This window comes from Collinsella sp. AM17-1 (assembly GCF_003470665.1).
In the GTDB taxonomy this organism is placed as follows: domain Bacteria; phylum Actinomycetota; class Coriobacteriia; order Coriobacteriales; family Coriobacteriaceae; genus Collinsella.
In genome coordinates, this window is record NZ_QRJZ01000022.1 from 1 (window position 1) to 25,118 (window position 25,118).

Annotated in this window: 17 protein-coding genes; 13 read left to right on the top strand and 4 right to left on the bottom strand. The window is 58.6% G+C overall.

The window, feature by feature from the left end:
• The first annotated feature begins 225 nt into the window (after window positions 1-225).
• From coaE to uvrB, 3 genes are read left to right on the top strand one after another with little or no spacing between them, the layout of a single operon-like run.
• On the top strand, window positions 226-867 hold the full coding sequence (gene coaE / locus DW195_RS08945) for a dephospho-CoA kinase (protein WP_118094833.1): 642 nt from the start codon (window positions 226-228) through the stop codon (window positions 865-867).
• Window positions 860-1,441: a lytic transglycosylase domain-containing protein gene (locus DW195_RS08950; RefSeq protein WP_118206497.1), complete on the top strand. Its 582-nt coding sequence runs from the start codon at window positions 860-862 to the stop codon at window positions 1,439-1,441. The genes coaE and DW195_RS08950 overlap by 8 nt, the downstream gene beginning before the upstream one ends.
• A 51-nt stretch (window positions 1,442-1,492) precedes the next feature.
• Window positions 1,493-3,733 carry an excinuclease ABC subunit UvrB gene (gene uvrB, locus DW195_RS08955; protein WP_118094832.1) on the top strand — a complete coding sequence of 747 codons (2,241 nt, stop codon included), beginning with the start codon at window positions 1,493-1,495 and terminating at the stop codon, window positions 3,731-3,733.
• A gap of 65 nt (window positions 3,734-3,798) precedes the next feature.
• Here uvrB and DW195_RS08960 read toward each other — a convergent pair whose 3' ends face one another.
• The 4 genes from DW195_RS08960 to DW195_RS08975 all read right to left on the bottom strand — a co-directional run bounded on the left by DW195_RS08960 (window position 3,799) and on the right by DW195_RS08975 (window position 9,921).
• Window positions 3,799-5,439: an NAD(P)/FAD-dependent oxidoreductase gene (locus DW195_RS08960; protein ID WP_118094831.1), complete on the bottom strand. Its 1,641-nt coding sequence runs from the start codon at window positions 5,437-5,439 to the stop codon at window positions 3,799-3,801.
• Window positions 5,440-5,519: 80 nt separating this feature from the next.
• Window positions 5,520-6,791 (bottom strand): NAD(P)/FAD-dependent oxidoreductase, encoded by a 1,272-nt coding sequence (locus DW195_RS08965; protein ID WP_118206498.1) that lies wholly within the window; start codon window positions 6,789-6,791, stop codon window positions 5,520-5,522.
• Entirely contained in the window at window positions 6,792-7,622 is an 831-nt protein-coding gene (locus DW195_RS08970) for an Mrp/NBP35 family ATP-binding protein (RefSeq protein WP_118206499.1), read from the bottom strand.
• Between the two features lie 145 nt (window positions 7,623-7,767).
• Window positions 7,768-9,921: an LTA synthase family protein gene (locus tag DW195_RS08975; protein WP_158567929.1), complete on the bottom strand. Its 2,154-nt coding sequence runs from the start codon at window positions 9,919-9,921 to the stop codon at window positions 7,768-7,770.
• Between the two features lie 193 nt (window positions 9,922-10,114).
• Here DW195_RS08975 and uvrA point away from each other — a divergent pair, with 193 nt between their 5' ends.
• The 10 genes from uvrA to DW195_RS09025 all read left to right on the top strand — a co-directional run bounded on the left by uvrA (window position 10,115) and on the right by DW195_RS09025 (window position 25,102).
• On the top strand, window positions 10,115-12,994 hold the full coding sequence (gene uvrA, locus DW195_RS08980) for an excinuclease ABC subunit UvrA (RefSeq protein WP_118206501.1): 2,880 nt from the start codon (window positions 10,115-10,117) through the stop codon (window positions 12,992-12,994).
• Between the two features lie 132 nt (window positions 12,995-13,126).
• Window positions 13,127-13,627: a Cys-tRNA(Pro) deacylase gene (ybaK, locus tag DW195_RS08985; RefSeq protein WP_089573609.1), complete on the top strand. Its 501-nt coding sequence runs from the start codon at window positions 13,127-13,129 to the stop codon at window positions 13,625-13,627.
• 105 nt (window positions 13,628-13,732) lie between these two features.
• Entirely contained in the window at window positions 13,733-15,313 is a 1,581-nt protein-coding gene (gene murJ / locus DW195_RS08990) for a murein biosynthesis integral membrane protein MurJ (RefSeq protein ID WP_118206502.1), read from the top strand.
• 6 nt (window positions 15,314-15,319) lie between these two features.
• Entirely contained in the window at window positions 15,320-17,260 is a 1,941-nt protein-coding gene (uvrC, locus tag DW195_RS08995) for an excinuclease ABC subunit UvrC (protein WP_370215173.1), read from the top strand.
• Window positions 17,261-17,625: 365 nt separating this feature from the next.
• Complete coding sequence (locus DW195_RS09000) at window positions 17,626-19,239, top strand: ABC transporter substrate-binding protein (protein ID WP_118206504.1); 1,614 nt, start codon at window positions 17,626-17,628, stop codon at window positions 19,237-19,239.
• 157 nt (window positions 19,240-19,396) lie between these two features.
• Window positions 19,397-20,353, top strand: coding sequence for an ABC transporter permease (locus tag DW195_RS09005; RefSeq protein WP_035138896.1), 957 nt, complete (start codon window positions 19,397-19,399; stop codon window positions 20,351-20,353).
• Window positions 20,354-20,356: 3 nt separating this feature from the next.
• Window positions 20,357-22,372 carry a dipeptide/oligopeptide/nickel ABC transporter permease/ATP-binding protein gene (locus tag DW195_RS09010; RefSeq protein ID WP_035138893.1) on the top strand — a complete coding sequence of 672 codons (2,016 nt, stop codon included), beginning with the start codon at window positions 20,357-20,359 and terminating at the stop codon, window positions 22,370-22,372.
• Window positions 22,373-23,200: an ABC transporter ATP-binding protein gene (locus DW195_RS09015; protein ID WP_089573612.1), complete on the top strand. Its 828-nt coding sequence runs from the start codon at window positions 22,373-22,375 to the stop codon at window positions 23,198-23,200. It begins immediately after the preceding gene.
• 80 nt (window positions 23,201-23,280) lie between these two features.
• Window positions 23,281-24,258, top strand: coding sequence for an acetylxylan esterase (locus DW195_RS09020; RefSeq protein WP_118206505.1), 978 nt, complete (start codon window positions 23,281-23,283; stop codon window positions 24,256-24,258).
• Window positions 24,251-25,102 carry an acetylxylan esterase gene (locus tag DW195_RS09025; RefSeq protein WP_118206506.1) on the top strand — a complete coding sequence of 284 codons (852 nt, stop codon included), beginning with the start codon at window positions 24,251-24,253 and terminating at the stop codon, window positions 25,100-25,102. The genes DW195_RS09020 and DW195_RS09025 overlap by 8 nt, the downstream gene beginning before the upstream one ends.
• Window positions 25,103-25,118: the final 16 nt, after the last annotated feature.

The window sequence follows — 25,118 nt, forward strand, 5'->3', positions numbered from 1 at the left end:
CCAGCCCGTGGGAGGCCAGGGCGCCGCTGACCGGTGGACGGCACCGAGCCGTCGCAAGACTTGAAGAAGGGGGAGGCCTCGCGGCCTCCCCCTTTTTTGCGTTTTATAGAGAGCTGTAATACAAGAACTCGCCTTCTTTTAGCTTGTCTTACTGTTTGGCTGTATTTTGAGTCCTTCTTTTGTATTTGCGCGATAATAACTCCCATTGGCGTTAGGGAGGACTTGATGTTTACCGTTTTTGTCTTGGGCAATATTGCTTCGGGTAAGTCGACTGCCTGCCGCTATCTCGAATCTCATGGCGCCATGCTTATCGATCTGGACGAGCTTGCCAAATCGCTGTATGTGCCAGGCTCCGATATCGTCAATGCCCTCGCGGAAGAATTTGGCTGGGATATTTTGGACGAGGAGGGCGGCGTTCGCCGTAACATCCTCGCTTCTCGAGCTTTTGTTTCTCCTGATGCGGTCGCGAGGCTCAATAGCATTGTGCACCCCGTTCTCATTGAGCAGCTTTCGCTTAGGATTCTTGATCCGGTTTGCTGCACGGTTTCGTCCCCCCGTTATCCCTTTGCGGTTGTCGAGGTTTCTGCCCCGACTGGTTTTGAGGATGCTTTTGGCCTGGCTGATGAAATTCTGGTTATCAGCGCTCCTTTAGCAGTTCGTCGCGGGCGTGCTATTCATCGTGGTATGGAGCCCTCTGATTTTGATGCGCGTTCTGCATGCCAACCTGATGAGGCTTCGCTTTGCAATCTCGCTTCGACGGTAATCGATAATGCGGCGGGCGATAACTCGCTCTTTGAACAACTGGACGCTTGGCTTGTGCGCCATGGCTTCGGGGATGTAGTGGATAAGGAGGAGGTCGATGCCTAGGACACGTTTCTTTACGTGGTATCGCGTGGCGCCACTTGCCGTTGTGTTCGTCTTTGGCCTTATTTCGCTCGTCTACTCGTATGCTCCTGCCGCTTTCTTTAAGCCTTTGTATCCGATTGACTACGAGGCGTACGTAAAGCAATCGAGCATTTCGCACAATCTTGATCCGTATCTGGTGTGTGCTGTCATAAAGTCGGAATCGAATTGGGATCCCGAGGCCGAGTCGAATCAAGGCGCTCGGGGATTAATGCAGCTGATGCCCGAGACTGCCCAGGATATGATTGCCAAAGGTCTTGTCGGTGGTAGCGAGTATTCAGCCGACAACCTTAACGATCCCGCTACGAACATCGAGTTTGGCTGTGCGTATCTTTCGTATCTTCTAACGTATTTTAACGGGTCGACCGACAGTGCCATTGCTGCCTATAACGCTGGCATGGGCAATGTCGACGGTTGGGCGCAGCAGAGCACTTCGCTTCATAATGCAATCACCTTTCCCGAGACGCAGGCGTATCTGATTCGTGTCAATAATGCCTGGGTTCGCTATAAGACCCTCTATCCCGATCGGTTCGTATAGGACTATGCCTGCCGCCTGCGTATACTGCAGATATATGAGTTAGGAGTATCCATGGCGGAATTTGAAGTTGAGCGTGTTGGAGGAGAGCTCAAACGTTTTGGCGTTGAGGGCTCTGCGGTGCCATTTAAGGTTGTATCTCCTTATGAGCCTGCAGGTTCTCAGCCTAAGGCCATTGAGTCGCTTGTGCAGGGCGTGAGGGATGGAGATCGCTATCAGGTTTTGCTGGGCGTGACTGGTTCGGGCAAGACCTTTACGATGGCTAAAACCATCGAGGCCCTGGGGAAGCCGACGCTTGTCATGGCTCCCAATAAAACGCTCGCCGCTCAGCTTGCGAGCGAGCTCAAAGAGTTCTTTCCCAACAACGCTGTGGTCTACTTTGTCTCGTACTACGACTACTATCAGCCCGAGGCGTATGTGCCGCAAAGCGATACATATATCGAGAAAGACTCCTCGATTAACGAAGAGGTCGAGATGCTGCGACATCAGGCGACCGCATCGCTGCTCTCTCGACGCGATGTGATCGTTGTCGCATCGGTCTCGTGTATCTATGGCATTGGCTCTCCTGAGGACTATGCGGGTCTGGCTCCAAACGTCGACAAGAAGGTGCCGCTCGAGCGCGATGACTTTATCCACGCACTTATCGACATTCAATATGATCGCAATGACTATGACCTGGCGCGCGGCACGTTCCGCGTGCGTGGCGATGTCGTCGACGTGTATCCGCCTTATGCCGAGCATCCGTTGCGGTTTGAGTTCTTTGGCGACGAGGTCGAGCTGATTGCCGAGATCGATGAGGTCACCGGAGAGATGCTTCGTGAGTACGAGGCCATCCCCGTGTGGCCGGCCTCGCACTACGTGACCGAGAAGCCGAAGGTCAAGGCGGCTCTGAAATCGATCAGCGAAGAGTGCGAGAAACGTGTGGCCGAGCTCAAGGCGACTGATAAGTTGCTCGAGGCGCAGCGTCTGCAGCAGCGCACCGATTATGATCTTGAGATGCTCGAGACCATGGGTTTTTGTAACGGTATCGAGAACTACTCGCGTCATCTGGACGGTCGCAAGCCGGGTGAGCCGCCGTTTACCCTGATCGATTACTTTCCCAAGGATATGCTCTGCATCATCGATGAGAGCCATGTGACGGTGCCGCAGATTCGCGGCATGCACGAAGGTGACCGCTCGCGTAAGGTGACGCTGGTGGAACACGGTTTTCGTCTGCCCTCGGCGCTCGATAACCGCCCACTTCGTTTCGATGAGTTTGAGGCGAGGATTCCCCAGTTCATCTATGTTTCGGCCACGCCGGGCGACTATGAGCTGCGGGTGAGCCAAAACGACGTTGAGCAGATTATTCGTCCGACCGGTCTGCTCGACCCCAAGATTGATGTGCGTCCGGTTCGTGGGCAGATTGACGATCTTGAGGACGAGATTCGCGAGCGCGTGGTGCGCAAGGAGCGCGTACTGGTGACCACGCTCACCAAGCGCATGGCCGAGGACCTGACCGACCATCTGCTTGATGCCGGCATTAAGGTCAATTACATGCACTCCGATACAGCGACGATGGACCGTGTCGAGATCCTGCGAACGCTGCGCGAGGGAAAGATCGATGTTCTCGTTGGTATCAACCTGCTTCGCGAGGGCTTGGATCTCCCCGAGGTCTCACTGGTGGCAATTCTCGATGCCGATAAGGAAGGCTTCTTGCGCAACCGCCGTTCGCTGATTCAGACGATTGGCCGCGCGGCCCGTAACGCCGATGGCGAAGTCATCATGTATGCAGACGTTATGACCGATTCGATGAAAGAGGCCATCGAGGAGACGCAGCGCCGTCGCGAGATTCAGATGGCATATAACGAAGAGCATGGCATTGTGCCCAAGACGGTGCGCAAGGCCATCAACGACATCTCAAGTTTTATTGCCGAGGCCGAAAAAACCGTGGGTTCCAAGGGACGCTCGAAGGGCGACTCTCTTGGCCATGGCGCATTCTATACGCCCGATGAGTCGGGCGAGGGTGGCGTGCCGGAAACGGTGGCGCCCGAGCAGACACTTGCGGAGCAGTTGGAAGAACTGCCGCATGACGAGCTCGTGCGGATCGTCGAAACCATGGAAGAGGATATGCGTAACGCTTCTGCTGCCATGGACTTTGAGGAGGCGGCGCGCCTGCGCGATGCCGTCGTTCAGATTCGAGCGATGCTCGAGGGTGCGTCTGAGGACGAGACGATTGAGCGCTTACGTTCGCAGGCCCGCAAGGGTTCCACGTTCGCATCGGGCAGAAAACGCCAGGGTGCACGGTTTAAGAAATAGTGAACAGGCCCCGAGTTCCCTGTGGAGCTTGGGGCCTGTGTCTTTTGCGCGCTGGAATTCGTGCGTTAGAGGTCTGCGATCAGGGCTTCGGCACAACGGATGCCGTCGGTGGCCGCGCTCATGATGCCGCCGGCATATCCAGCTCCCTCACCACAAGGATAGAGGCCCGGGGTCGACACGGCATGGCACGTTCGGTCTCGGGTGACGGTGACCGGTGAGCTCGAACGAGTCTCCACGCCGGTAAGAACGGCGTCGGGGCGGTCGTAGCCGCGCAGCTTTTTTCCGAGTAGGGGAAGTCCCAGGCGGAGCGACTCGACGATATGCTGCGGCAGGGCTTCGTCAATTGCCGTCCAGGTCACACCGAGCGGATAGGTGGGCTTTACCTTTCCGGGCGCCTTGCTGGCACGTCCTGCGAGGAAATCTCCGACGAGCTGTGCCGGTGCGTTCCAGTTGGAACCGCCCAGGCGATAGGCGGCCGCCTCGCAGGCACGCTGGAGCTCGATGCCGGCGAGCGGGTCATCGTTGGGAAGGTCCTCGGGTGTGACGTTAACGAGCAGGGCGGCATTTGCGTTGCACCCGCCGCGGGCATTGAGACTGGCGCCGTTGACGCACAGGTGGCCCTGCTCGGAAGAGGCGGCGACAACCTGCCCGCCGGGGCACATGCAAAACGAGAACACGCTGCGGCCGTTGGGAAGATGGGCGACGAGCTTGTAAGGGGCTGCTCCGAGGGCAGGATGTCCCGCCGAGGCTCCGTATTGGACTCGGTCGATGTCGCGCTGCGGATGCTCGATGCGAACGCCCATGGCAAAGGTCTTTTGTGCGAGGGCCACGTTGTGGCCCTTAAGGAGCTCAAAAATATCGCGAGCAGAATGCCCGCAGGCGAGGATGAGGTGCTTTGTCTCGATTGGCTCGCAAGCGGCGTCTTGGGACGATTGGACATCAATACCGGTGATGGCGCCAGACGCGTCGATGCGAATGTCGACGAGCTTCGTTCGATAACGGACGACACCTCCGAGCTGCTCGATGCGCTGGGATATAGCGGTGACAACCGTGGGAAGGATGTCGGAGCCAATGTGCGGCTTGGCATCCCACAGAATATCGCGGGGCGCGCCCGCCTCGACGAAGGTTTCGAGGATAAGGCGATGGGCGGGATTTTTGGTTCCCGTATTGAGTTTGCCGTCCGAGAAGGTTCCCGCGCCGCCCAGGCCAAACTGGATATTGCTCTCGGGGTCGAGGATGCGCTCCTTTAGAAAGAGGTCGATCGCCTGCGAGCGGCGAAATGCCGGGTCGCCGCGCTCGATGAGCAAGGGCTTAAGACCTGCTTCGGCGAGCGTAAGCGCAGCGAAAAGGCCGGCGCATCCGGCGCCGACAACGACAGGGCGTTCTTGAGGCGCGTCGGAGGCGGGGGAGGGGAATGAAGGCTCATCGTCTTCTATCGCGCGTACGCGCGAGCGGTCACGCTCGGCAACGCTGTCGACCGCTTCTCGCTCGAGGTGGGGACTAGTCAGCTCAACACGAAAGCTCAGGATAAAATGGACGTCTCGTTTTTTGCGAGCGTCGATTGACTTGCGGTGGAGCTCGATGGACTTGATCTCGGAGTCCTTGCAACGTAGGACGCGCTTGGCGACTCGCTTGCCAACAATGAGACAGGCATTTTCATCGCCGGCTTCATCGAGCGACGCGTTGACTTGGGTGATTTCGATCATCGAGGTCTCCTTAGAGGCAAGAAAGAGGCCGTCCGGTATCCCAGACGGCCCGAATGTGTTTTTGATTATAGACTGCGCGGCTACAGGCTGCTTGCAGCGCGAATGCCCGAGATCCAGGCCCACGCAAGGTTAAAGCCTCCGCAATCGGCGTCGATGTCGAGCGCTTCACCGCAAACGTAAAGCGGAGCGTCGACAACGCTGCGCGCGCGTAGACTGGGTGTTGAGATACTCTCGACAGATACGCCACCACGCGTGACCTGCGCTGAGCGCTCCTCGGCTGTTCCCTCGACGAGCAACTTAAAGTGCTTGAGGATCGAGACCAGATGGATGACATCGTTGGAGCCTGGATGGCACTGCTCGAACGCTGTGCAGACGACGCGGGAGAGTTGCGGGGCGAGCATGCCGTCGAGCCAACGGGGATCGCGGGGTGAAAAGTCACCGAACAGCTCAACGCGCCGGTTGAGCATATCGAGCAACTCGTCTTTGGAGAGGTCGGGGAAAACGTCGAGCAGGATCGTATCGCCGTGCTGGATACGACGAGAGAGGTTGAAGACAGCGACACCCGAGATACCGAAGGTTCGAAACAGCACTTCACCGTCTTCGTGCCAGAGCTCATTATGATTGCGGGCGAGCGTCAAGCAGGCGCGGACGCGCAGGCCGTCCAACGTCTTGAGTGCCGCTCGATCGCCAACGACCGTTGCCGATACGGGGCAGAGGATGGGGCGCAGCGAAGTGAGGGGAAGGCGAAACGTATCGGCGATACCGGTGGGGTTGCCGCCCGTAGCGATAATTACGGCATGTGCCTGCAGGGCCTCGTTCTTGCGAGGGACATCGGCGAGCGCCTTCCGAAGCGAGCGGAGCTCCGATTTTCGGTCGTCGTGCTTTTTTGCCTTGAGCGCCCGCGCTGGACGGTCTATTTGGAGTGCCCAGCCTTCAGAAGCTTTGTACGCCGAGGCAACGTTGGCTCCGCAGATTAAGGTGATACCTAGGCGGTCGCAAGCGTTGAGAAGTGCGTCGCGCACCGATTCGGCGCGAAGGGAGCGCGGGTACAGCCGGCCTTCCTCGGAGGTTGTCATGATGCCCAGCGAGGAGAAGAAACCCATAAGCTCTTGTTCGGGCTGGGGGCCCATGACGGATTCGACGAATGCGGGGTGGTTATACCGCTGAGGATCAATCGATTCGTTGGAGAGGTTGCAACGGCCGTTACCGGTCGCAAGGAGCTTGAGGCCGCAGGCGACATCGCGCTCAACGATGCAGACGCTTTTGCCAGCGCGTGCGGCCGTAATGGCGGCGGCGAGGCCTGAAGCCCCGCCGCCGATTACCAAGACGTCATAGAGGGCGCTCGCGTTCACTTAGGCCTCGTCGGTCTCGTGCGGGGTAATAGCCTCGACGGCAGAGACTGCCTTGGGCAACATGCCATCGGGCAGCGCGGTCTCGACCTCGCCCTTATCGCAGGCCTCGGCGAGTGCCGGATTAATGGGAAGCTGGCCCAAGATGTCGAGGTTATAGCGCTCTGCGACCTCGGGGAGCTTGCTCTTGCCAAAGACCTCGATCTTCTTGCCGCAGTCGGGGCACTCAATATAGCTCATGTTCTCGACAATGCCCAGAATGGGGACGTTCATCTTCTCGGCCATGTTGACCGCCTTGGCGACGATCATCGAGACCAGATCCTGCGGGCTCGTGACGATGACGATGCCGTCGACCGGCAGCGACTGGAAGACGGTGAGCGCGACGTCGCCTGTTCCCGGAGGCATGTCGACCAGCAGGTAGTCGATGGGGCCCCACGAGGTCTCGCTCCAGAACTGCCTAATGGCGCCTGCGATGACCGGACCGCGCCAAAGGACGGGGTCGGTCTCGTTTTGGAGCAGCAGGTTGGAGCTCATGACCTTGACGCCGTGCTCGGAGATTTCGGGCAGCATAAGGTTGCCAAGGGCATGGACGTGGCGTCCGCTCATACCGAACATCTTGGGGATAGAGGGACCGGTGATGTCGGCATCGAGGACGCCGACCTTGTGGCCGTGACGGGCAAGCTTGGTGGCGATGGCGCCGGTGACAAACGACTTGCCGACACCGCCCTTGCCGGAAAGCACGGCGATGACGCGCTTGACCTCGGACAGCGTGTTCTCCTCAAATTGCGATGGCGACGTTTGTCCGCCGGCGGCCTGTGCGTGTTCGCAACCCATGTATGACTCCTTTGTATATGCTGGGGCCGGGGCCCCGCGATGTGACACGAGCGTCATTGTACCCTCGTTTGCGAGCGGGAGTCATTTGCGATGCATTTGGGCCGAGTGCGCTTGCAATATGATGGGCCCAAGCGAATGGGCGGGCTTACTGAACTTTGCTGGCGAACTCGAGGTACTGCATGCGCTGCAGCTTGTCGATCGTCGAGGCGTATGGGCTGTCTTCCGATTCCAAGTCGTAGCGCAGCCCGTCGGCACCGAGATAGCCGGCGACATTGATGGTGGGCACATCTGACCTTGTCGCAAGCAGGGCCTTTTGGTAATTGGTGAGCGGGGCGCCGATCTTATTAAGGGTAATGGCTGCAATCTCGTTTGCCCCGACGGTGTCGTAGACGTTGAGCTCGGTATTGCCGGCGATCTCATAGTTAGCCCAGACGAGATATGTCGACTGATAGATACGGAAAGCGTGGCTTGCCGTATCTTCCTGAGGGTACAGCTCGTCGTTGAGAGTCGTTGCGGCGCTCGGCTGATGGTCGCCAAAAAAGACAAGAACAACCGGTCTGCCGATATTGCGGAGCTCGTTGATAAAGTAATCGAGGTCCCGGTCGGATGCGTTGATGCAGGTGAGATAGGTGTTGAGCGCGCTGTTGGCGCCTTCGCTGGCTCCCTCGACCCAATAGTTTGTCAGCTCTTCGGCGGGAACGGTGCCATAGTCGTAGCCGCCGTGATTTTGCATCGTGACGTCAAAGATGAACTGTGGCGCTTCGTCGGTTCTAAGCAGGTCGAGTATCTTGTCGTAGGTGGCGTAGTCGCATACGCCGGCATGGTAATAGGGCGCACCTTCGAAATCGCCGATTGAAAGAAAGTCTCCAAAGCCCAGCTGCTGATAGATTTTATCTCGATGGTAGTTGACGGGGTTTTGCGGGTGCATAGCGGTAGTGGTATACCCAAGCTCTTTAAGGTCCTTTGCCAGGCTGTTGACGCCATTCATCTGATACAGCTGATAGGGGATCTTGCCTAATCCGACAAAGGCCGTTGTCGCTCCGGTCAAAAATTCGAATTCGGAGTTCGCCGTTCCGCCACCGGCGACCGAAGCTAGCATGGTGCCGCGAACAAGTGTGTCGGGAAGCGAGTTGTAGAATGCGGGGCCGGTGTACCCGGCCGCCTGGAGCTGCTCAAAGCACGAAAGGTCGCTAAAACTCTCATTCATGACGGCAACAATCGTCGGCTTGATTTCATTGAACTGGGCAACGGCCGCCGCGCGCTGCTCGCTCGAGCCATATGTGCTGTCGTAGGCGGCGGCGAGCTCCTGCTCGATGCTCTGCGCCTCATCGGGCGTATAGTCTTCGGGCTTCTCAATGGGCAACTCGTTGACCATTTCGGTGAACGAAGTGATAAAACCCTGAGACGCATACGTGGTGATGGGCTGCCAACGGTCAAATCCAAAATCCAGCGCCTGCTCCAAGTCGATGTTGGAAAAGCCTGAGAGCCCCACAACGGTCACTAGCAGAAAAGCACAGAGGTTAGCGGCGATAGCGGGGAAGACATGGGTGGGCGTACGGAGCTTTCGCGGTCGGATGAGCGAAAGAAGCCCCAGGGAAATCTCCAGCAGGGCGAGAGAGGTTACGATTCCGGCGGTAAAGGTAAACTCGTATCCCTCGCTCACTTCCATTGCGGTGCCAAGGGCCAAGATATCGCTTGGCAGGATGGCTTCGCCTTTAAACGTTATGACGAAGTGCTCGGCAATGCCAAGGATGCAGCAGACGACGGGCACGAGAGCCATGACGCCTCCATGACGCTGTCCCAGCAAATAAAGGGAGAGCAGAACCGTCGCGAGCAGCCCGACGGAAAACCCGAATGAGTTGGCGGGAATGCGATAGAACGTTTCGTTGCAGGCAATTTCGAGTGAAACGAACGAGAGCGCTGAAACAGCGGCGATGACAAGGATGTCACGGCAAATACAGGCAACCGTTCCCGTCGCAAGGTCGGTTTGGTCGATAAGTCCCGAAACCAAGGGCTCGACAAGAAGCATGACGGCGGCAGCACCGAGCGCCGAATAAGAAAGGACCCATAGGGAGCTGCCCTCATTTACGAGCAATTGATTCGTAACCCATGCAGCTACCATGCCGAGCGGGATGAGGAGCGTCGCGCACCAAAAGACGCGGGCAATGGGTGGCTTTTCGTTGCGTTTGATTGAAAAATACACGCGCACGACGACGGCGGCCACGATAAGGACGGCGATGAATATGGGCAGATTGGCCATGTCGCTCGAAGTGATTTCAAGGGGGATATCTTCGGTCATGGACGTTCCTCTGGTACAGCAAATTAAGTTCAGTATTAGATTACTGTAACCTTTCCACGGCATTTCGAGAAACAAAGCGCCCGATACGCAAAGCTAAAGGTCTGCGAATCTTGTATTACGAACATCTGTGCGCGTCGAGTGCGCTAAACTCATCGGCAGTATGATTCGATGCAATAGGAGGCAAGGAGCTTCCATGTCTGATTCTTCTATCGTTATTCGCGGCGCTCGTGAGCACAACCTCCGTGATATCGATGTTTCCATTCCGCGTGACCAACTCGTGGTCATTACCGGTCTTTCTGGCTCGGGCAAGAGTTCGCTGGCATTTGACACTATCTATGCCGAGGGCCAGCGTCGATACGTCGAGAGCCTTTCGAGTTATGCGCGCCAGTTCTTGGGCCAGATGGACAAACCCGACTTGGATTCAATCGACGGCCTTTCGCCGGCGGTGTCGATCGACCAAAAGACGACGTCTAAAAACCCTCGCTCGACGGTTGGCACCGTAACCGAGATTTATGACTATCTGCGCCTGCTGTTCGCCCGTGTGGGCACCCCGCACTGTCCCGAATGCGGCCGTGTCATTGAGCGTCAGACGACCGATCAGGTTGCCGACAAGGTCTTGGCGGCGGGGGAGGGCCGCCGCGCGTTTGTGCTGGCACCGGTGGTACGCGGGCGAAAAGGCGAGTACACCAAACTGTTTGAGGACCTTCGCGCCGAGGGCTTTAGCCGCGTGCGTGTCGACGGCGAGGTTCGCTCGCTCGACGATCCGATCGATCTGGACAAGAAGTTCAAGCACGATATCGAGGTCGTGGTCGATCGCATCGTGATCCGTGAGAACTCTCTGGGCCGTATCGCCGAGTCCGTTGAACAGGCGACTGCGCTGGCGCACGGCAATGTGAACGTATACTTGCTGCCCGACCGCGACGCTCCCGAGGGGACCGAAGGCGAGTTGCTGGAGTATTCGCTGGCGTTAGCGTGCCCGGAGCATGGACACTCCATCGATGACCTGCAGCCGCGTGATTTCTCGTTCAACGCGCCCTATGGCGCGTGCCCCGAGTGCGATGGCCTGGGCTTTAAGAAGACGGTCGACGCCGAGGCCCTAATCGAAGACCCCTCGAAGTCGATCGCCGACGGGGTCTTTGGCAGCCTGTTTGGCAACTCTAACTACTATCCGCAGATTTTCGCTGCGGTCTGCAAACACTTTAAGGTGAGCGTCGATACGCCGTGGGAGGATCTGCCTCCGCGGGTGCGTCGCGCGTTTTTAGACGGCATGGGCGACCAGAAGATTTCGGTCGACTATCAAAAGCTCGATGGGCGCCGCAGCCAGTGGGACACTAAGTTTTCGGGCGTGCGCAATATCCTGTACGAGCGCTATACCGAGACGACGAATGAGAACACCAAGGCGCGCTTGGAGAAGTACATCCGCGAGGAGCCGTGCTCGAGTTGCCATGGTGCTCGTCTGCGCCCCGAGATGCTCGCCGTTACCGTAGGCGGTAAGTCCATTTACGAGGTCTGCTGCCTATCGTGCCGCGAGTCGCTCGAGTTTTTTGAGGGCCTGGAGCTTACCGAGCGCCAACAATTTATCGGCGGGCGCATCGTTAAGGAAATCCTGGAGCGCCTGCGCTTTCTGGTCGATGTCGGACTCGACTATCTGACCCTCGACCGTGCCTCGGCGACGCTTTCCGGAGGCGAGGCCCAGCGCATTCGCCTGGCAACGCAGATCGGCGCCGGCCTCATGGGTGTGCTGTACATTTTGGACGAGCCGTCGATCGGCCTCCATCAGCGCGATAACGAGCGCCTGATCAAGACGCTTGAGCGCCTACGCGATATCGGCAATACCGTCATCGTCGTCGAGCATGATGAGGATACGATTCGTGCTGCCGACTATGTGATCGACATGGGCCCCGGTGCGGGCGTGAACGGCGGACACGTGGTCGCCGCGGGAACGCCTGCCGATATCATGGCGTGCCCCGATTCGATGACGGGTGCCTACCTGACCGGCAAGCGAATGATTCGGGTTCCCGATGAACGCCGCAAGCCCGGTCGCGGCTGCCTTAAGATCACGGGCGCCCGCGCCAACAACCTCAAAAACGTTACCGCCAAGATCGAGTTTGGTACGCTTACGGTTGTTACCGGCGTGTCGGGATCGGGCAAGAGCTCCCTGGTTACCGACACCATTGCGCCTGCGCTTACGAATGCCATTCACCGTTCGACGCGTCCTGTGGGCCCGTACAAAAAGCTCGAGGGTATCGAGTGTATCGATAAGGTTATCGATATCGACCAGTCGCCGATTGGTCGCACGCCGCGTTCCAACCCTGCTACGTACATTGGCCTGTGGGATGATCTTCGCGCGCTGTTTGCGAGTACGCCGGAGTCGAAGGCGCGTGGCTACTCGCCGGGACGTTTCTCCTTTAACGTGAGCGGCGGTCGCTGCGAAGCATGCAAGGGCGACGGACAAATTAAGATCGAGATGCACTTCCTTCCCGATATCTATGTCCCCTGTGAGGTCTGCGGCGGCAAACGCTATAACCGCGAGACGCTTGAGGTCGCCTACCGTGGTAAGACCATCTCGGACGTGCTCGACATGAGCGTCACCGAGGCACTGGCCTTCTTTGGGAATATCCCGCAGATTAAGCGCAAGCTCCAGACGCTGTACGATGTAGGCTTGGGCTACGTGAGCCTGGGCCAGCCCGCCACGACGCTCTCGGGCGGCGAGGCGCAGCGTGTGAAGCTCGCCAAGGAGCTTCATCGACGCCAGACGGGCAAGACGTTCTATATTTTGGATGAGCCGACGACCGGCCTTCATTTTGAGGACGTCCGCCAGCTGCTTGATGTGCTGCAGCGCTTGGTCGATGCGGGCAACACGGTGCTGGTGATTGAACACAACCTTGATGTCATCAAGGTTGCCGACCGCCTGATCGATATGGGCCCCGAGGGCGGTAACGGCGGCGGAACCGTCGTGGTCTCGGGCACACCGGAGCAGGTTGCGGACTGTCCGCAAAGTTATACGGGCAAGTTTTTGGCGCCGTTGCTCAGGCGTGACCGGGAGCGTCAGGCTCAACTTGATGCTCAATAAATAGGCGATTCAGTTTATGGGCGCCATCGACTCCTTGTGATTCGATGGCGCTTGCTGTGTCGAAGTGACGTATGCAGCCGAATTGGACATATACTTAATCCTTGCGTCCGAATGCGAGGGAAAGGATATGCCATGGCAAAGGCTGTAAAGACGCCAAAAACCAATGCGATGCGCGAGCTGGAAAGCGCCGGCATTTCCTATGTTCTACATACGTACGAAGACGATGGTGATGAGTCGGCGGGCCTGGGGGTCGCGATTTCGGAGCAGCTTGGCGAGGAGCCCGGACAAGGATTTAAGACCTTGGTCTGCGTGACGCCGTCCAACGACCATGTCGTGTGCTGCATCCCTGTTGCCGACGAGCTCGATCTAAAGTCCGCCGCGCGTGCCGCGGGGGAGAAGTCCTTGGCCATGATGCATGTGAAGGATTTGCTTGCGGCGACTGGCTACGTTCGCGGCGGCTGCAGTCCGGTCGGTATGAAAAAACGCTACCGGACGCTCATTGATGAGACATGTGTCCTTTGGGATACCATTTTTATTTCGGGAGGCAAGCGTGGTTATCAGCTCGAGCTTGCACCCGATGATTTAATTGCATTTTGCGGGGCGACGGTCGCCCCGATTACGAGAGAGGACTGAGCGATGCCGCAGGAAGAATTGAAGTGCGGAGCTCATTTTGCAAAAGAATCTGCGCCTCAGACACCCTCATCCGAAGCTTCTTCGTCGCGAGATGGCACTGATGATATGGGCTCGTCGGACTACTCCACGGTTGGTCGTTCCGCCGGGCTTATGACCATCCTGACCATCGTGTCTCGCGTCACCGGCTTTATCCGCACATGGGCAATGGCGGCCGCTATCGGCATGTCGCTGCTCTCGTCCTCCTATCAGGTCGCCAACAACCTGCCCAATATGCTCTACGAACTCGTGATGGGCGGCATGCTCGTGACGGCGTTTTTGCCCGTGTACATGGGCGTGAGGCGTGAGCAGGGTCGCGAGGCCTCGAACGAGTACGTGGGCAACCTGCTCGGTATTCTGCTATTGGTGCTGGGTGGCATTTCGTTGCTGGGGACCGTGTTCGCCCCGGGCTTTATCTGGACGCAATCGTTCCTTTCGGGTGACGGCGGCAGCATGGATACCGCTGCGTTCATGTTCCGTTTCTTTGCCATCCAGATTCTGTTTTATGGTTTGGGCTCGGTGTTTTCGGGCGTCCTCAACGCACACCGCGACTACTTCTGGTCGACGTTTGCCCCGGTCCTCAACAATGTGATCGTCATTGCGAGCTTTATGGGCTTTGCGCCCGTGTCCGCACAGTTTGGCGAACGTGCCGGCATCATCTTGATTGCGGCCGGTACGACCCTCGGTGTCTTTGTTCAGATGGCATGTCAGATCCCCGCGCTTGGCAAGCACGGCGTGCATCCCCATATCCATATCGACTTTAAGGACCCCGCACTGCGCCAGACGATTGCGCTCGGTATCCCGACGCTGCTCGCCACGGTGTGCATGTTTGTCTCGACTTCTATCACCAACGCTGCTGCGCTGGTGGTCCAGCCCGAGACTGGTCCTTCCGTCATCGCCTATGCGCGCCTGTGGTACACGCTGCCCTACGCGCTGATTGCCGCCTCGCTTTCGACGGCGCTCTATACCGAGCTCTCTCACGACGCACAGGAGAAGGATTACGACAGCGTCCGCACGGGCATTTCGCGCGGTGTCGCCCAGATGCTCTTCTTCCTGATTCCGTTTGCACTGTATCTGATCGTCTTCGCCCGTCCGCTCAACATGATCTACTGCGCCGGCAAGTTCGATGAATCCGGCGTGGCGCTGGTGTCGGAGTTCCTTATCTATCTGGCACTTTCCTTGCCGCTCTACGGCGTGGTCGTGCTGATGCAGAAGAGCTTCTCGGCCCTGCTCGATATGAAACCTTATAGCCGCTATTGCCTGTACTCCGCTATCGGTCAGGCCGGTTCGGTGCTGCTGTTTGGCGTGGTGCTGGGCTACGGTATGCCGGCAATTGCGCTTTCGTACGTCGTTGACTACGTTGTCTTGGTCGGATGCTCACTGTGGTGGCTGCGCCGTCGCCTGCATGGCCTTCAGGTCAAGTCTATCCTGCACGGCGGTTTCTTCGGCCTATTGTTCGGTGTCTTGGGTGCTGCCGCAGGCGCCGGCGTCATGTGGGCGCTTGAGCACTTTGTCGGGGCACTTGGCGGCTCGATTCTGATTACTCTTGGCTACGTTTGCGTTGCGGGTGTCGTCTCGCTTGCTGTTACCTTTGGCCTTGCCGTCGTCCTTAAGATGCCCGAGGTCTCGGCGCTGCTTCGTCGCAAGTAGGTGCGCGTGGCCGGTCACGACAACATTCCAACGCTTGCCGAGCAGGTTTCGCGCGTTCCTACACAACCCGGTTGCTACCTTTGGAAGGATTCCAAGGGCGATGTCATCTACGTGGGCAAGGCGAAAAACCTACGCGCCCGCATGCGTCAATACGTGACACTGCAGGATGAGCGTCAAAAGATCCCGCTGATGATGCAGCTGGTGGCGAGCTTTGACTATATCGTGGTGGAGACCGAGCATGAGGCGTTGGTGCTCGAGCGCAATTTGATTGGTCAGTACCATCCGTACTTTAACGTCGACCTCAAGGATGACAAGAGCTACCCCTTTATCGCCATTACAAAGGGCGACCTGTATCCCGCTATCAAATATACGCGTGAGCGTCATAAGCCGGGAACGCGCTATTTTGGACCCTATACCGATAGCCGTGCGGCACGTGAGACGATAGATACGCTGCGCAAAGTTATCCCCATCTGCTTCGCATCCTGTGCGGAGTGGCGTCGTTGTCGTCGTATCGTCGAGTCCCACAAGGGCGAGGAAGACATCGTCAATATGATTTGCGCGCAAAACGGGCGTCCCTGCTTTGACTACCATGTCGGGCGCGGCCCGGGTGCGTGTGTCGGCGCGATTTCCCCGGCAGACTATGCCAAGAACGTCAAGCGTGTCGAGCGCTTTTTGTCGGGCCATCGCAAGGATGTCGTCGATGAGCTGACCTCCGAGATGACGGATGCCGCCGAGGCGCTCGACTTTGAGCGCGCGGCACGCGTCAAACGTCGTTTGGAGGTCATCAGGGGTCTGGACGATCGTCAGCAAGTCGTTTTTCCCTCCAGTGTCGATATCGATGTCATCGGGTTCTATCGCGAGGAGACCATCTCCGCCGCTTGCGTCTTCGTCGTTCGCGAGGGCCGAACAGTTCGCACCTGCGAGTTCATTCTCGACAAGGGCCTTGATGTTGACGAGGAAGAGCTCCAGTCGGGCTTTCTTAAGCGCTATTACGACGAGACGGCTGATATTCCAGCTGAGGTCAACCTTTCCGTCGAGCTTGAGGATGCGGAGGCGCTGGGGGAGTGGCTTGCGGGCAAGCGCGAGCGTTCCTGCCATCTCCATAGGCCGCAGCGTGGCGAAAAGCACCGTCTGCTCGATATGGCATCCAAAAATGCGCGCCATGCCCTCATGCGCTACATGATGCGAACGGGGTACGCTGACGACCGCACCAATCAAGCGCTCCTGGAGCTCGAAAGTGCGTTGGCGCTGCCATCGCCGCCGTTGCGTATCGAGTGCTTCGATATCTCTACACTGCATGGCACCTTTACGGTCGCCTCGATGGTGGTGTTTACCAACGGGCGCGCCGACAAGAGCCAGTACCGTCGTTTTAAAATTCAGGCCGAATTGGACGAGGCAAACGACTTCGTGTCGATGTCCGAGGTTTTGGGACGACGCTATGCTCCCGAGCGCATGGCCGACGAGCGCTTTGGCTCGCGCCCCGATTTGCTCGTTGTCGATGGCGGTAAGCCGCAATTGACCGCTGCGATCAAGCAACTTGAGGCTCTTGGGCTCGATATACCAGTTTGTGGCTTGGCAAAGGCCGACGAGGAAGTTTTTGTGCCTTGGGACGAGACTCCCGTCGTGCTGCCGACCGGGTCTGCTTCGCTCTATCTAATTAAACAGGTACGCGATGAGTCCCACCGATTTGCCATCACGTTCCACCGCGAGTTGCGCGATAAAGCCATGACGGTTTCGGTACTCGATGACGTTCCAGGCGTGGGACCCACCAGAAAACGCGCCATTATGCGCCATTTTGGCTCGATGAAGCGTTTGCGTGCGGCAAGCGAGCAGGAGATTGCAGAAGTTCGAGGCGTTCCGGCCGATGTCGCCAAAGCGGTCCACGAGGCACTTGTTGCATGGAATGCCGAGCGCGCCCAGACATCGGCCAACCGTTCCGAAAACTAAATGCGCTTCTAAACAACTGATATACATGATTGGCCGATTTTCAATCATTTATTTCGCGGCGATTACCAACCGATTTCGGGTTCTATTAACGCTAAAACGTTTGACTAGCCATGGTGAACAACCTTGCTATCCTGCGGGTTGACGAAGACTGATATCTCACCTCGTCGATACATACTGTCTGGCGAATCGTTTGTCAATGAATTCGGTGAACGGTAGTAAATACCGTTCAAGCGTATGTATGTATCGGTCGCCGAGCGCGGCACCTCAGTTGGGTTCGTCGGTAGGTAAGGTATATATCGTCCGCAAGTTGCGCGGGGGCAAGTCTAGGTGCTCCCGAGTAAGATTCTCTATTGATAGGAGAAGACATGGCCATCATCAACAAGGGTATGTCCAGGCGTTCGTTCCTCGGTCTCACCGGCAGCGTCGCTGCTGTCGCAGGGCTTGGTCTCACCGGCTGCGGTGGCAGCTCTAGCGACGAGGGTTCCGCTTCCGGTTCCACCGATTCCGCCAATCGTGGCGGCGGCGTGATCACCGCTGGTTCCGCTTACGCTCCGTCCAGCTTCGATCCCGCCAGCACCGGCTCCGCTGTGGGCCTGGGTGCTAACTGGCACGTCGTCGAGGGCCTCTACGGCATCGATTACCACGACTACAGCACCTTCAAAGAGCTCGCCACCGACGATCCCAAGTCTGTGGACGACACCACTTTCGAGGTCACCATCCGCAAGGGCGCAAAGTTCTCCGATGGCACCGAGGTCACCGCTGACGATGTTGTCGCCTCCTACACCGCTTGCGCCGCTTCCGCTACCTATGCTCCGTTCTTCCAGCCCTTCGAGTCCATCGAGGCCAAGGACCCCAGCACCGTGACGGTCAAGACCAAGGTCCCCAACTTCTCCCTGCTCAAGGATCGTCTGGCCATCGTCCGCGTTACCCCGGCCACCCAGACCGAGGAGGATCGCGCCAAGCAGCCGATCGGCTCCGGCCCCTGGATGTACGACTCTATCTCCGATACCGAGATCACCCTGGTTCCCAACCCCGAGTACAACGGTGAGTACGCTGCCGAGGATAAGAAGATCCAGTACAGCATCCTGACCGACCCCACCGCTCGCGTTACCGCTCAGCAGGAGGGCTCCACGCTCGTTATGGAGCTCGTTACCGCTGACGCCGTCGACCAGCTCGAGAGCGCCGGCTGCAAGATCGATAACGTTCAGGGTTTCGGCACCCGCTTCATCATGTTCAACGTCGCCAAGGAGCCTTGGAACAACGTCAAGGTCCGTCAGGCTGTCATGTATGCGCTCGACACCGAGAAGATGGTCAGCAACACCTTCGCCGGCCTTGCCACCGCTGCCAGCTGCTACCTGCCCAAGAGCTTCACCAACTATCATGAGGCTTCCACGGTGTACAAGACCGACGCCAAGAAGGCTAAGAAGCTCATCGAGGAGTCTGGCATCACCCCGGGTGCCATCACCCTGCGCACCACCGACAACGAGCAGATTAAGGGTATGGCCGCCCAGGTCAAGAACGACCTCGACGCTCTCGGTTTCGATGTGACCATCCAGACCGATACCTCGCCGGCCACTTACGCTGCCATCGACGGCGGCGAGGCCTACGATATCCTCCTTGCCCCTGGCGATCCTTCCTGCTTCGGCGCTGACCCCGACCTGCTGCTCAACTGGTGGTACGGCGACAACGTCTGGATGCAGACCCGTTGCCCGTGGAAGGAGTCCGCTGAGTGGCAGAAGCTCCACGGTCTCATGGACGAGGCTCTTGCCGCTGAGGGCGACGAGCAGCAGAAGAAGTGGAACGAGTGCTTCGACATCATTGCCGACAACGCCGTTCTGTACCCCGTTGTCCACGTCAAGACCGTCTCCGCTTCCTGGGACGATCCGTCCACTGCGCCCAACGGCGAGGCCCTCGATGGCTTCAAGGGCATCGGCACGACGAGCATGTCCTTCAGGGGCGTTGCGACCGTCAAGGCGTAAGACTCGCTTGAGTCTGTATGCAGGATGTCGGCCGTTGGGACCGTATCCTCATAGTTGAAACAAAGACCCGGGCGGCAACGATGTCGCTCGGGTCTTGTAATGAGTATCCGTACTCATATACCAGTTGGTCCTACCGACAAAAGAAAGGGGAGAGAACGTGAACAACTTGCTACGTTTGATTGGAAGGCGTCTTGTGGCGCTGCCGATCATGGCATTGGGCGTCACCGTCCTGGTGTTCTTCCTTATGTCGTTCTCCAAGACCGACCCCGCCTACACGGCGTTGGGTGACGGTGCCTCGCCCGAGGCGGTTGCCGAGTACCATGAGAAGTATGGTCTGGACGACCCCTGGCCCGTGCGCTACGTGCGCTATATGGGCGACCTGATCCATGGCGACATGGGCACCTATGGTGCTGCTCGCAACTCCGTTGCCAAGCGCATCTCCACGGCCCTGCCCGTCACGATGCAGCTGACCTTTATCGGTCTTGCCATCGGTGCAGTCGTTTCGTTTTTGCTCGGCGTCATCGCGGCACTGTATCGCGATAAATGGCCGGACCAAGTGATCCGCGTCTTTTCCATCGCCGGCTTGGCAACCCCGTCGTTCTGGCTTGCCGTTCTGTTGATCCTGCTGTTCTCTTCCTACCTTAAGGTGCTCCCGGCATCGGGTGCTCTGCCTCACTTCACCACGAATCCGGTTGGCTATCTGGGACGTATGATCATGCCCGCTATCGCCTTGGCATTTCCGCTGACGGGCCAGATGACTCGTATCGTGCGTACCGCCATGGTCGAGGAGCTCGACAAGGATTATGTCCGTATGGCTCGCGGCGCCGGCGTTCCCGAGAAGGTCGTCGTCGGCATCAACGTTCTTCGCAATGCGCTGATCACCCCGGTCACCACCCTCGGTCTTAAGATCGGTTACCTCATGGGCGGCGCCGTCGTCATCGAGGTTATCTTCAACCTCCCCGGCATGGGCACCGCGATTCTGCAGGGCGTTCAGGGCAACGAGGCGAACCTGGTTCAGGGCGTCGTTATCGTCGTTGCTCTTGCCTTCATCATCATCAACATCGTGGTTGACATGCTCTACCTGCTCATCAACCCGCGCATCAGGACGGTGTAGATTATGGTAAAGATTCGAGAGAAGCAAACCGAGCAGCTCGAGAAGGCTGCCTCCAAGGGGCTCAAGCTCGGTGGCTGGAAGAAGATGACGCTGTCTTCTAAGATTGCCGCCGTCGTGTTGGTGCTGGTCGCCCTGACTGCGATTCTGGCGCCCCTTCTTGCCCCCTATAGCCCGGTCGAGATTTTTACGGCTCGCCAGGCTCCCGGCAACGGATTTATCTTCGGTACCGACGATAAGGGTCGCGACATTCTGTCGCGCATGCTCTACGGTGGTCGTTACTCGCTGATTATCGGCTTTGGCGCCACTGCCATGGCTCTGGTCTGCGGCTCGGTCGTGGGCGCCCTTGCGGCGGTTTCGCGCAAGGCCGTTTCCGAGACGATCATGCGTATCCTGGACATCATCATGTCCATCCCGGGCATCGCCCTCGCGGCCGTCTTCGTCTCCATCCTGGGCAACTCCGTGCCGTCGATCATCTTCGCCATCGGCTTTATGTACACTCCGCAGATTGCCCGTATCGTGCGCGCCAACATCGTGTCCGAGTACGGCGAGGACTATGTCCGCGCGGTCATCGTTTCCGGCGCCAAGGCTCCGTGGATTTTGATCAAGCATGTTCTGCGTAACTGCATCGCCCCGATCATGGTCTTCACCGTTACCCTGGTCGCCGACGCCATCATCTTCGAGGCCTCGCTGACCTTCATCGGCGCTGGTATCCAGGAGCCCACCGCTACCTGGGGCAACATCCTCGCCGACGCCCGCGGCGGCGTGCTCGCCGGCCGTTGGTGGCAGGCGCTGTTCCCGGGCCTGGCCATCATGATCACCTGCCTGGCACTCAACATCCTCTCCGAGGGCATTACCGACGCCATGGCCGCTGCTCCCTCCGCCGCCCTGGATCCGACCGATTCCTCCAAGCGTCGCGAGGCCGACCTGCTGGTCTCTGACCCCGTTCGCGCCTACAAGGAGCAGGCCCAGTCCCTCTCCGCTCGCCTTGGCGCCCTGCGCGATGTCGAGCTCAAGCGTGACGATCGCCATGTGCCCGACGAGTCTGTCGAACCGATCCTTTCGGTCCGCGATTTCTGCATCCAGTTTGAGCATCACGGCGATATCAACGTCGTCGACCATGTCAACTTTGACGTCCGTCCTGGTCAGACCATGGGCCTGGTGGGCGAGTCCGGTTGCGGTAAGTCCATCACCACGCTGGCCATCATGGGCCTGACCGACGATGACGAGCACCTTTCCGGCGAGGTCCTCTGGGAGGGCCGCGACCTGCTCAAGATGAGCAAGAAGGAGTGGTTCGGCCTGCGCGGTACCGATATCGCTATGGTCTATCAGGACGCCCTGTCCTCGCTCAACCCCTCCATGCTCATCTCTGCCCAGATGAAGCAGCTCACCAAGCGCGGCGGCACCCGCAGCGCCGAGGAACTCCTGGAGCTCGTGGGCCTCGACCCCAAGCGTACGCTCGAGAGCTACCCGCATGAGCTTTCCGGTGGCCAGCGTCAGCGTGTCCTGATCGCTATGGCCCTTACCCGCGACCCCAAGCTGGTCATCTGCGACGAGCCCACGACCGCTCTGGACGTTACCGTCCAGAAGCAGGTCATCAAGCTGCTCAACGACCTTCAGGCCAAGCTCGGCTTTGCCATGATCTTCGTCTCGCATGACCTGGCGCTGGTCGCCGAGGTCGCCCATAACATCACGGTGATGTACGCCGGTCAGGTTATCGAGCAGGCGCCCACCAAGGAGCTGCTCACCAACCCGATCCACGAGTACACCCGCGGTCTTCTGGGTTCCGTTCTGTCCATCGAGAGCGGTTCGGGCCGCCTGCACCAGGTGCCCGGCGCCGTTCCGAGCCCGCGCGATTTCCCCAAGGGCGATCGCTTCGCGCCCCGCTCGAGCCATCCGCGTATTGGCCTGGACACCCGTCCGGTCTTCAAGCGCGTGCCCGGCACCGAGCACTTCTATTCCGAGCTCCCCGACGAGGTGCTCAAGGCAAATGGTTTGACCCCTCACGCGGAGGTGATGTAGATGAGCGAGACCGCAGTCAACGGCGTCGAGCCGATCATCTTCCTTGATGACGTCCACGTCACCTTTAGGACCCGTACCGGCTCGATTCTGCACCCTAACCTGGTTCACGCCGTCCAGGGTGTAACGATTAGGCTCATGCCCGGTCAGACGATCGGCATCGTCGGCGAGTCCGGTTGCGGTAAGTCCACCACCGCCAACGTCATGTGCGGCCTGCAGGCCCCCACGAGCGGCAAGGTCTACTTTAAGGGCAAGGACGTTACCAAACGTACCGCCGAGGACCGTCGCCACATGGGTCGCGTCATCTCGGTCGTGTTCCAGAACCCGGCCACGGCACTCAACCCCCGTATGGTCGTTCGCGAGCAACTGCTCGACCCCATGCGCGTCCACAACCTGGGTACCGAGGCCGAGCAGGAGAAGCGCGTCAAGGAGCTCTTGGAGCTCACCGGTCTGCCCAGCTCCGCCGCCGAGGTTCTTCCCGGCCAGCTTTCGGGCGGCCAGCGCCAGCGCGTCGCAATTGCCCGTGCCCTGTCGCTGAACCCCGATGCCATCATCGCCGACGAGCCAACCTCGGCTCTGGACGTTTCGGTCCGCGCGCAGATTCTGAACCTGCTGACCGACCTTAAGAAGGAGCTCGGCCTGGCCATGGTGTTCATCAGCCATGACATCCAGACGGTCCGCTATATCTCTGACGACATCATCGTTATGAATGGCGGCAAGATCGTCGAGCAGGGCGAGGCCAAGCAGGTCTTCCAGCACCCCCAGGACCCCTACACCAAGATGCTGCTCGGCGCTGCGCCGTCGCTGCTGCATCCCAAGCTCGGCGAGTAGCCTCGCTTTCCCTCCCGTGCGCCCGGTTCCCTTGCCGGGCGCACCTCCGTTGCGATTTCGAAAGGTTGGGTTCACGAGCCATGCCAAGTGCTCAGGAGCTACAACATCAATTTGGTGAATATCGAGGCGCCATGCCCCGTCCATCAGATTTCGATCTCTTTTGGAAGGATCGCATGGCCGAGGCCGACGCGGTCGGGCTTGACTATGCGATCGAGACGGCATCGGTCACAGATGCCGTGACCTGCCAGCTTTTCGACCTCTGGTATACCGGCATGTGTGGCGCTCGCCTGCATGCCAAGTACCTTAAACCCGTCTCGGACGAGCCCGTGCCATTGGTACTTCAGTTCCATGGATATCCGGGTGCAAGCCGCAGCTGGTTTGAGCAGGCGTCGTTTGCGGGCATGGGCATGGCACTCATCGCCCTCGACTGCCCCGGTCAAGGAGGTCCCTCCGAGGACATTGGTGGATTTGAGGGCACAACGGTCGTGGGCCATATCGTCGCCGGTATCGACGGCGACCCGGCCAACCTCTACTATGTCCGCTTGCACCAAGATATTCGCATCCTGTGTCGCATCGTTCGCGAGCTCGAGGGCATCAATCTTGCCCGTGTGTTTGTGAACGGCGCGTCGCAGGGCGGCGGTTTGGGCATTGCGACCTGTGCACTTAACAGCGAGCTTATCAATCGCGCCGCCATCCTCTATCCCTTCCTGTCGGATTTCCGCCTGGTCTGGGATTTGGATGCCGACGACATTGCCTACGAGGGCCTGCGCTATTGGTCTCGCTGGTTTGACGAGGACTCGACTCGTATCGACGAAGCCTATGCCAAGCTGGCGTACTTCGATTCCAAGAACTTTGCCCCTATGGTCAAATGCCCCGTGCTGTTTGGCACCGGCACAGCCGATACCGTCTGTCCTCCAGCGACGCAGTTTGCGGTCTATAACAACCTGACCTGTGAAAAGCGTCATGAGTTCTTTGAAGGCTTTGGCCACGAGGAGATTCAGGATTTTGACGATCTGATCATTCCGTTTTTCTGCAAGGGAGGGGAGGCTCATGTCTAAGTGCGAGAGCAATGTCGGCGAGCTGATTGTCCCCGACCTTGTGGGGATTCCCGGGACGGTTTCGTCAAGGCTCGCTGATTTCCGGGATTGGCGCGGTGATGCTTCTGCGGATGTTTCCGAATTAGAGATAGCCGCTTCGGACCTTGAGGTTTGCGGGCCGAGTATTACGGCGATCGATTTCGCCAATCCGTATGCCCGCTACTCCGAGGTTTCCTTTGAGCTTAGTGGCGATGTGGTCCACGCGCGTTTGATCGAGCCTGTCGGTCGTGCCCGAGTATCTGAGCGCGTGCCGCTGTGCCTGATGTTCCACGACATCGATCGGCCTGTGCGCGGCTGGCATCACATGACGAGATTTGCCGCCATGGGGTATGCCGTCCTTGCGCTGGATGACGATGTTGCTGGTGCGGACGACCTGCAGTGGGGGATTGCTTCGCCCGCTTTTGTCGAGCGCGTCCGTTGGGGTTGCGCGCTGGCGAAGGTGGCGCGCAATCTTGATGGCATGGATCCCGACCGCATCTTTGCATGGGGCGAGGGCCTTGGGGGCGGAGTCGCGCTGGCGGTTTCTGCTCTGGACGAGCGGGGCCTCGCCTGCACGGCGGTTGCCAATCCGCTTCCTGGCGGCCTCGAGACGCTGTCGTCTCGGGTGCGCGGATCGGTGCTCATGGGCACATCGCTTATGGATACCGTGAGCGATCCCAAGGATCAGTTTGCCGTATTCAACGGTCTTGAGTGTGACCGGAGGCATATTATCTATGCAAAATACGCTCACGAGCGCATCAATGCGTTCGAAAACGAAGTTGTCGACTTTTTTAACCAAACGTTCTACTCGTGTTCTTTGGCCTAGACGGCCTGGACACTGC